This window comes from Crocosphaera watsonii WH 8501 (assembly GCF_000167195.1).
In the GTDB taxonomy this organism is placed as follows: Bacteria; Cyanobacteriota; Cyanobacteriia; order Cyanobacteriales; family Microcystaceae; genus Crocosphaera; species Crocosphaera watsonii.
Window position 1 is genome coordinate 1 of record NZ_AADV02000160.1, and the last position, 10,061, is coordinate 10,061.

The following is a 10,061-nucleotide window of genomic DNA, read 5'->3' on the forward strand; positions in this document are numbered from 1 at the left end:
TCGATTATCAACTCGATACTTATCGCTTTGTTTGAAAGGTGTAACGGGCTTATTTCTTCTTCTGGGTCTTCCCAAACTACTTGTTTCCTCCTGCTTAACAACATTTTTCAGTTTTATCCAAGCCGATTGTATCATGTATTTTGATTGGTCGCAAGTTTTCAATGTTTACCTGAGTTGGACATACATAGCACTTCTCATATTTGTGAGGTACAGAGTTTTCTAGTTTTAGGAGTTCGGAGTTCGGAGGCTCGATATTAGGTGTACATATTGAGTCCGAGAAACTCTATAGATTACTTTTTTGCTTGAATTACTTGTAAACTACCCCCTGCATATAATTTTTGTTGACATTCATTAAAACCCAAATTTTTTAACTCATCAATTACATCTGTTTCTAATAGTTCCCAAGCGGTTTCTGTTTCAAATAACCACATAAATGTTGCTAAGGACGGCCATAATAAAAAATTAGTGGGTTTATGTAGATCAATAAAGGCAAAAAGACCACCTGGTTTGAGAATTCGATAAACTTCTTTAATAATTTCTCTTAATTGTTCTGTTTCCATTTCATGTAGAGCAACACTACTATGAACTAAGTCAAATTCTTGCTCAGGAAAAGGTATTTTTTCGGCTAAGGCGTTGACATAATTGGCTTGAGGTACCCCTATTTTAGCTCGTTCAATTGCTTTAGGGGAAGCATCAAGTCCGGTTACTTGTGAAGATTTTTGGACTAAAAATTGAGTGGTTTGACCACTGCCACAACAAAGGTCTAAAATCTTACTATCTGAATTAATCTTAATCCCTTCAAGGCATAAACTACGAAATCGCTTTTCTCCACCAACTGCTAAGGCACTTACACGAGAAATAGTATTATATAACCAGGGATATTGATAACTTAAAGGTCTTAAAAAGGTTGCCATTTTTAAAATAGTTAATGTTTTTATATATGAACATAATAACATAAGTACACAGTAAATTACCAAATCCTCAAGTTATGTGATTGTTATTAATTCTCGATTCTAAATTTTTCTTTGTTTCTCTAGCTAATGCTAAGAGTAACCTTTGTTCTGTTCTGGCGATCGCTTGATAAGTTTTCTCTATTGCTTCCGGTTCTACGGAAATAGTTGTAATACCCCAATTAACTAATTTTTCGATAATTGGCGAATAATTAACAATAACTTGACCGCAAACTGAACTAGGAATCCCTAACTTATATGCTTCTTCAATTAACTGTTTTAAAGCACCATAAATAGAAGATTCATAAACGGCAGGAATATTATTCCAGGATAGATTATTCCGTTCTATACCTAATAATAAAGGAATCAAATCATTAGTACCAATAGCAATCCCTTGTACACCAGCTTTAACGTAATCCGCTAGTTGAAAAATAATGGAAGGTACTTCTGCCATGATCCAAACTTGAAACGAACTTGAAGAGGATAATTTAAACTCATCTATCAAATCAAGACAAAAGCGGAATTCATTAACCGTTCTCACAAAAGGTAAAATTACATTGATATTCTCATATCCTTGCTTTTGAACGGCAGATAAAGCCTGTAATTCTAACCTAAATAAACTTGAATCAAGACAATAACCAGCAGTTCCCCTACGGTTTTGCTCAGCAGAAAATTTATCATCAAAGGTTCTGTAAAAAATTGGTTGGGGATTAAAAAATTGAGCAAACTCAATAATTCTTTGCTTGATTTTTTCAACAATCTCATCCCTTTGAAAATTTCCTAACCATTCTTTTAAAGAATGAGGCGTACATAAGTCTAACAACATCAATTCTGAACGAATTAACCCTAACCCATCATAAGGTAAACCTTTGATTTTGCCTAAAGAACTGGGTTGAGTTAAATTAACCATTAATTGAGTACCTATGGGGTAATCTAAAGAAGGTGTTTTTTCTAGAGAAACTGGGGATGGTTGGAGCGTAATTTCTTTGTGATTTGATGTGTTCAAAATAATGGTTCCGTGATCTCCATCGATAAGGATAGAATCTCCTGCTTGTACCCAAGTTGTTACCCCAGGAACACCCACAACCGCAGGAATTCCTAATTCCCTAGCTAATATGGCTGCATGACTTGTTATTCCTCCTTCTTCAGTGACAACTCCTGACGCTTGTTTAATGGAAGATAGTTGAAAAGGATGGATTTTTTGAGTCACAATAATAGGATGTTTTGAGCTAACTAGATGAGATGAATTATCTTCATTTAGTAAATAAACAGTCCCTTGGGTTTTTCCTGGTGCTGCCCCAATACCCATTAGTTGGGGTTGAGATGGTTCGGTTATTATTTCTGATTTGGTGTTTTTAATGAATTGATTATATGGCAATGGAATTAGTTGAGCGATGACCAATTCCAAGGATGAATTATCGGCAGAATTGCACAATATCCATTCCAGACAATGCCAGGAGATTGCGTAGTCATGCAAATCTTTAAAGAGTTGAAATGTTTTAGTAATATCTTCAGAATTTAGACAATATTTTGACTGTTGCTGCTCACTTAGACAATAAACCTCTAAGCATTCTTCACTGTTCAATTGAGTCAATTCTGGCTTATCTCTTAAACTATAAGCACGAGACTTATTCCCTAATCTTTGTGCTAAAACTTGTCCAGATTCTCCCTCAATTTTCCAGTAGTCTGGTAAAATATCTCCTTGCAGTAAACTATTACCCAAGCCCCAATTTCCCTCAATCTCATAGTTTTTGGACTGATTTATTATCCTCCCAGATGCAACAGAATTTACCATTGGTTGGATCAAAATACCTAAATTTAATTCCTCTATTCTAATCCCTAAACGTTGCCAATAAAATAAACTCTTCGCATTCAATAGCTGCGCCCACATTTCCTTAATTGCTGTTTCCAAATTGTCAGCAACATTCCAACAAACTTTACCAGGAGTTAAACCAGAAATATCTTGATTTAGAGGAAAAGTACCCCCTAAAGAAGTACGTAAAATTAACGCCTCGCTGTCTAATTTTCTCGCCGCTTCGGTTAATATATCTCGCCATTGAGCGGGGAAAGATACACTTAAAATAGATTGGCGGCTTTGTTGGGCAACTAATTGTAATGTCCGAGGATTATCTACATCCAAATGAAGGGATGATCCAGGAAAATCTGCTAACAATGAATTCACATCATTCAAGTTATCTAGAAAGTCCCGAAAAACACTAGCACTAATCACAAACCCAGGAAAAACATTGTAGCCACTTTGTTTAAGTTGACTCAAAATCCATGCTTTTTCTCCAACAACGGGACGGTCCCGTAAATCAATTTCCGAAAGCCAATAAAGCTCAATCACGGCAGTCACAAGAATCGAGTTAACAACTAGAATTAAACCCGTTTAAAAGACTTATAACACTTCTCATACTTGTGAGGTACAGTAGTTTTTAGTATCAGGGAACAGGCAACAGGGAACAAAAAATAAAATTTAGGTGTACCTCATGAGTCCGAGAAACGCTGTATTATAACCCTCGAATAAAACAATTTTACTGTTTTTAATTCGTATTCGCTTGATTGTTATGGTATCATAACAATACCGCCAATCACAATGGGGTATGACCAGAAACTTCCTATTAATGGTTACACTAAACCTGAAAGTCTATCATCCAGTATGGCTTTTATTATTGAATTTTATCTATCAAGATTAAAGACTATTTTCTATGAAAAGAAAAGCTATTGCAGGTTTGTTGTCCATTTGGCGATTGATGGCAATGCCCATGGTCATGTTAGGGTTAACTACCTTTATTTTAACGCTTATCTGGAGTCCTGTAGCCGTGGGGCAGTTTCCTTTGACTGTGGCCTCAGCAAATACACCTATTGGATCAGAAACCCCTTGGTGGGACCCCAATAAAGCACAGCGTTGTGGGAGACTTTGGTGTAGCGAGGTTCATTTATTTGGTGGTTTAGATAAAGTATTTAAAGTTGCTGTTACCCCGGATGCTGTTGAGGATCCCAATGATGCGCCTTCTACTGTTGAAGAAAGGGCTAGGCAAGTTGAGAATATCTATAATTCTATTTATAATCGGGTTCGTCAGTCGGAATTGATGTTTCAGGAGAATGTTATCACATCTCCATTTGGGGCGATCTCTAATTGGCAAAATTTGTTCTTCAATCGAGACGAGCTAGGAATACATCCAGCAACACCTAAAATTGAAATTGGGATCAGAAATAATCAAACTGTAGTTTTTGTGCCACGACAACTTGAATTGGGGTTATCGGCGCAAACGATTGTAACAGTAAATAGAGCGGATAGTCTTCATCAAGGTAAATTAATTGAAGACATTGCTAAAGAGTGGCGATTACTGATTTTTGAAAGTATTAATGAGTCCCTTTGGGCTTATGAAATAGATTATTATTACCCTTTTGCTAGATTCGGAGTTGCTCTTGCTATTCTGCTTATTGTTGCTGTCCCTGTACTTATCTTAGCAGTTATTAGACACTTATTAAAAATTTGGAATCGTCATCTTCGTAGTCAATTACGAGTCTTACAAGAGTCTTTAACCGTTGATGCAGAAGCTTTATCTTCCGATGAAGTATCTTCTTCAGATGTGGCCGATAAAAGTACAGAAACACCTCAAGAAACTTCCCAAAGAATACAACTGAATAGGGCTTCTATCATAGCAACTGTTAAAAAGGTAATTGATCGCCCTGACAAAGCTCTAGCTAAAGCGAAAATAATCCTTGAACATACAGTACAAAGCATAAGTCAAAACCTCCCCGATTTATCATTAAAAAGACAGGGGACTATCAAACGACAGCAGAATATTATTCAATTATTTTTAGGGTTGTTTTTTTGGATGCAATTATTGTTAATTTTATTGGCCTTAACTTTAATTGTTTTAATCTTTCCCGAAACTCGTCGTTATACTTATTTCTTTTTGGGGCAGTCTATTATCATTCCCTTAATCTGGATGTCTGCTAGTATTGCCTATAAGTTTAGCAATCTATTGATTGATTTTTATCTCAATAGATGGGCTAAGAATGCACAGCTAATTAATCCTAATTCTAATCGTTATACTCTGCGAGTAAGTACCTATTCTAATGCCCTGAAGAGTGGCACAAGTTTTCTCTTTATCACCATCGCAACTGTGGGTACTGTAGCGTTTTTAGGGATTAATTTAACTGTTTTAGCAAGTGCCGGAGGTGTGGCTTTTGTTTTTGCATTTTTATCTCGTAACGTAGTAGAAGATATGTTAAATGGTATTTTGATTTTATGGACAGATCGTTATGCTATTGGGGATGTTATTTAGATAGGAAATATCAGCGGTTTTGTGGAGAATATGAATATTTATATTACACAGATTAGAGGGGGTGGGGGACGTTTAGTTACTATTCCTAACGGAAAAAATTCTATTGTTGAAAACTTAACTAAAGACTGGTCACGGTTTGAGTTTAAAATAGAAATTGCTTATGATGCTGATGTTAGAAAAGCCTTAAATATTATTAACCAGGTGAGCGAAGAAATCCAAAATGATCCAACTTGGAAAGATAAGATTATTGAACCAGCTTCTATTTTAGGAGTGGATAGTATTTCTCATCAAGGTATCTTAATTCAAGTGTGGATAAAAACCCAAGCTATGCAACAATGGGCTGTAGGAAGAGAATATAGACTAAGAGTAAAAGAAGCATTTGAAGCAGCAGGAATAGCACTGGGTGTTCCCCATCAAGAAGTTAGATATCAAGCTCATCAATCCATGCAATCCATGAATAACTAATCCTTGAAACCAACTATGATTTTTCACATTACTACTCCTGAAACTTGGGAAACTGCACAACTTATCAACAAATACGAATCCACTTCCCTAGAAAAAGAAGGATTTATTCATTGTTCAACCAAATCTCAAGTTATAAATATTGCTAATACATTTTATAGTGATTATGAGCAATTAATTGTTTTAGAAATTAATCCCGATAAATTATTAGCAGAAATAAAATGGGAATCCCCTGTACATCCTAACCCTGATCTTGAATACAATATTAATGATACTGAAAAATTACCTCACGTATACGGAGTTATTAACTTAGATGCTGTTGAAAAAATCATCTATCTATGTAAAGATAATCAGGGTCTATTTAAAACCTTTTAAAATTTGAGAAAAACATGGAACATTTGATATCTTTATTAGGTCTAGTTGTTTTTTTAGGATTTGCTTATTTAGTATCTTATGACCGTTTATTAATTCCCTGGAAAACTGTTGCTTGGGGATTAGGTTTACAGTTTATTTTAGCTATTTTTATTTTAAAAACTCCCTTTGGCTTAGCTATCTTTGAATGGTTAGGAAACACAGTTAAAACTTTTTTAGATTATTCTGATGTAGGAGCAAAATTTGTTTTTGGAGAGACATTTCAAGAGCATTTTATTGCTTTTAAAGTGTTGCCAACTATTATATTTTTTGCATCATTTATCGCTATTCTCTACCATTACGGAATTTTGCCCCGTGTTGTCGGTATGATTAGCTGGATAATGATGCGTACTATGAAAACATCGGGAGCAGAAACCTTAAGTTGTGCCTCCAACATTTTTGTTGGTTGTACTGAAGCTCCTTTAATGATTAAACCTTACATAAAATCCCTAACTTTATCAGAATTACACGCTATTATGACAGGAGGGTTTGCTACTATTGCTGGTGGTGTGATGGCTGCTTATATTGCTATGGGAATTTCTCCAACCCATTTAATTTCTGCCTCCGTAATGTCTGCACCTGCTGCCCTCGCTATCTCTAAAATTATGTACCCTGAAACCAATAAATCCGAAACTAAGGGGGAGGAGATTCTTGAAATAAAAAGTCCCTATACTAATGCAATCGATGCAGCTACTAATGGAGCATTAGAAGGGCTAAAATTATCTTTAAATGTGGGAGCTATGTTAATCGCTATTTTGGGATTGGTTGCCTTGATTAATGGTATTTTAGGAGCTATTGGTCAACCATTAGGATTGTCTAGTCTATCTTTAGAATTGATTTTTTCTTACTTACTCGCTCCCGTTGCTTGGTTGATGGGTGTTCCTTGGCAAGACTGCTTACAAGTGGGAATTTTGTTGGGCAAAAAAACCATTTTAAACGAATTTATTGCTTATCTTGATCTGAAAAATTTGATGGCAGAAAATACTATTTCCCCACGCAGTCAAATAATCGCAACTTACGCCTTATGTGGGTTTTCTAACTTAGGAACTATCGGTATTCAAATAGGAGGAATAAGTGCGATCGCTCCCAACCGTCAACAAGATTTAGCAAAATTAGGTCTGAGAACCATGATAGCTGGTTCCCTGGCTTGTTTTCTGACTGCTTGTATTGCTGGCCTTTTGCTTTGACATTTGTGGCTATTTTAAGAGTTTGGGTAACAAAGTGTAATAGAAAAAACTCCGAACTCCGAACTCCGAACTCAGGTTGTAACATTTCTTTAAGACTTTAATACAATCTAAATTTTCTCAAGATCACAGTCATTTTTGATCATCTGTGTTATTCTATTTGTCAGTTGGTTTAAATTCTTAGATTTTAACTTTTGTATAGTCAAAGAGTATTATGGTTCAAACTAAAGAAAATAAGAAAAGTGAAGTGGCTGCTATTCCCTTCTCTGTGGCTCATACAGGAGTTGCAGCTACCGAAATGCGTCCCTGGGGTTCCTTTACTACCCTGGAAGAAGGACCTGGTTATAAGATCAAACGTATTGAAGTAAACCCTGGTCATCGTCTCAGTTTACAAATGCACCACCACCGTAGTGAACACTGGATCGTTGTTTCTGGGACTGCTAAGGTGACTTGTGGGGATAAAGAAGAGATTTTAGCAGCTAATCAATCTACCTACGTTCCTCAGTGTACCTCCCATCGTCTGGAGAATCCAGGGGTAATTAAGCTGATCCTGATTGAAGTTCAAAACGGTGAATATTTAGGAGAAGACGACATTATTCGCTTCCAGGATGATTATTCCCGTCATAAGTAATTAACAATTAACTATTGAATATGTACCTCTAAGCCTAATTAGTTAGAACTAATTAGGTTTTTATTTATTGTTATGTCTGACCAGAAATCTTCAGTAAAACCAAAGCAGCAGTCAAGAAATATTCACCCTAACGTCTGGATATTGGGCTTAGTCAGTCTATTTACAGATTTTGGAACCAAAGCCATTCAGTCGGTTTTGCCCCTGTTTTTATTGTCTGTTTTAGGGGCTAATTTAACTACCATCGGATTGATTGAAGGGATCGCAGAATCAACCGCCTCTACTTTGAAACTGTTTTCAGGGGTATTAAGCGACTATTGGGGACGGCGCAAAGAACTAGCAATCCTGGGATACGGACTTTCAGCCGCAATTATTCCCGTATTTGCCTTAGCTAATAGCCCCTTTTGGATCTTAGTAGCACGATTTGGCGATCGCCTGGGAAAAGGCATCAGAGTGGCTCCTCGTAACGCTTTAGTGGCTGATGTTACTCCCACAGAGCAACGTGGTGCAGCCTACGGTTTACGTCAAACCCTGGACACCATCGGCGCATTTTCCGGACCATTGGCCGCTACTCTCATTTTATTAATCTCTGGGCAAAATTTTCGTCTGGTGTTTTGGGTTGCTCTGATCCCAGGCATTATATCTGTTGCCCTACTGGTTAAAGGCATTCGAGAAACCCCCTCCTCCCAAGGAAAACGGGGTCAACCCATACAATGGAGCTTTTGTCAACAGTTGGGTCGAAATTACTGGGCATTGGTTGGGGTAGCTGCCCTATTTAATCTGGGTAACTTTAGTGATGCTTTTCTACTGCTAAAAGCCCAGGAAATAGGCATTGCGGCTGCTTGGATTCCTTTGTCCATGATCGTCATGAATTTTTCCTATATGTTGAGTGCCTATCCTTTGGGTTTATTATCGGATCGGATCGGTCGAAAACAGCTTTTAGTGGCAGGATTTTGGTTATTTGCCCTAGTTTATCTCGGTTTTGCCTGGGTTGAACAACCTTGGCAAATCTGGGGACTTTTTGCTTTTTATGGTGTGTATTTAGGCATGAGTCAAGGCATTTTATTGGCCTTGGTGGCGGATCTAACCCCTGGGGAGTTACGAGGAACAGGATTTGGCATTATTAATTTAGTAATAGGTATAATTTTATTGCCAGCTAGTTTATTAGCAGGGTTTTTGTGGCAAACAGTTAACCCTCAAGCCCCTTTTATATTGGGCAGTTTGTTGGCGATCGCCGCTAGTGTACTATTGTTGTTAGCGGTTCGTGATGAATGATTAATTAAATATGAAACAAGCTACTTTACCAGTTGTCAGATTTGAGATTTTTTATCATTTGAAGCGTCCGACTTTTTGGATCATTAGTCTATTATTTTTTGGCATTGCCTTAATGGACTCTGTGTCTAATGCGTCCCAAGGACAAGCTTTTTTTTATATTAATAGTCCCTCTCAAATCTTTCAAACAACCATTTGGTACACAATTTTTGGTATTGTAGCGGCGGCGGCGTTTGTAGCAGAAACCTTTGTTAGAGATACAAACTATGTCATGGAAGAGTTGATTTTTTCAACGCCGATCCGTAAATGGAATTATTTGGGACTCCGCTTTTTTGCAGCAGTAGGGATGACATTATTGGCCTTTTCGGGTTATTTACCAGGAACTATCATCGGAACCCTGATGCCAGGGCTTAACCCCTACGCTTTGGGTCCATTTCGTCCCGATGCCTATTTTTTTAGTTATTTTTTCTTTGTTATTCCTAATTTATTTATAGCCTCAGCACTCGCCTTTTTATTGGCATCCCGTACCCGTAACCTAGCCATCACTTATGCAGGAGCTATTGTTTTAGTGATGCTTTATCTAGCATCTTTGATGATGGTGGGTATGGAGGTTATTAACTTTAACCAGTACCGTTTCTGGGCAATGTTAGATCCCTTTGGNTTTCATGCTTTTGAGGAAACTCGTTTACGTTGGACGGTTTATCAACATAATACTTTGATGCCTAACTTAACAGGTACTTTACTTGTTAACCGTTTTCTCTGGATCATAGTAGACTTTGTTGCTTGGGGGGTTTAATTATCAAACCTATTCCCGTAAAATGTTCAGAGAATGCCTAAAAGGGCGACGTGGGCAACC

At 37.1% G+C, this 10,061-nt stretch carries 8 protein-coding genes; 6 read left to right on the forward strand and 2 right to left on the reverse strand.

What is annotated here, in order from left to right; translation table 11 throughout:
• Window positions 1-290 precede the first annotated feature (290 nt).
• Window positions 291-914: a class I SAM-dependent methyltransferase gene (locus CWATDRAFT_RS26700; RefSeq protein ID WP_007312853.1), complete on the reverse strand. Its 624-nt coding sequence runs from the start codon at window positions 912-914 to the stop codon at window positions 291-293.
• Window positions 915-981: 67 nt separating this feature from the next.
• Window positions 982-3,297, reverse strand: a complete 2,316-nt coding sequence (locus CWATDRAFT_RS26705) for a putative PEP-binding protein (protein WP_007307928.1) — start codon at window positions 3,295-3,297, stop codon at window positions 982-984.
• Window positions 3,298-3,658: 361 nt separating this feature from the next.
• Between CWATDRAFT_RS26705 and CWATDRAFT_RS41530 the strand changes: the two genes are divergently transcribed.
• From CWATDRAFT_RS41530 to CWATDRAFT_RS26730, 6 genes are all read left to right on the forward strand, one after another.
• On the forward strand, window positions 3,659-5,248 hold the full coding sequence (locus CWATDRAFT_RS41530) for a mechanosensitive ion channel family protein (protein ID WP_007307921.1): 1,590 nt from the start codon (window positions 3,659-3,661) through the stop codon (window positions 5,246-5,248).
• Between the two features lie 9 nt (window positions 5,249-5,257).
• Window positions 5,258-5,713 carry a mechanosensitive ion channel family protein gene (locus tag CWATDRAFT_RS41535; protein ID WP_326997441.1) on the forward strand — a complete coding sequence of 152 codons (456 nt, stop codon included), beginning with the start codon at window positions 5,258-5,260 and terminating at the stop codon, window positions 5,711-5,713.
• A gap of 15 nt (window positions 5,714-5,728) precedes the next feature.
• A complete protein-coding gene (locus CWATDRAFT_RS26715; protein WP_007307923.1) occupies window positions 5,729-6,085 on the forward strand; it encodes a DUF952 domain-containing protein in 357 nt (118 codons plus the stop codon).
• A 14-nt stretch (window positions 6,086-6,099) separates the two neighbouring features.
• Entirely contained in the window at window positions 6,100-7,308 is a 1,209-nt protein-coding gene (locus CWATDRAFT_RS26720; protein ID WP_007307924.1) for a NupC/NupG family nucleoside CNT transporter, read from the forward strand.
• A gap of 211 nt (window positions 7,309-7,519) precedes the next feature.
• A complete protein-coding gene (locus CWATDRAFT_RS26725) occupies window positions 7,520-7,936 on the forward strand; it encodes a phosphomannose isomerase type II C-terminal cupin domain (RefSeq protein WP_007307925.1) in 417 nt (138 codons plus the stop codon).
• Between the two features lie 72 nt (window positions 7,937-8,008).
• Window positions 8,009-9,208, forward strand: coding sequence for an MFS transporter (locus CWATDRAFT_RS26730; protein ID WP_007307926.1), 1,200 nt, complete (start codon window positions 8,009-8,011; stop codon window positions 9,206-9,208).
• The last annotated feature ends 853 nt before the right edge of the window (window positions 9,209-10,061 follow it).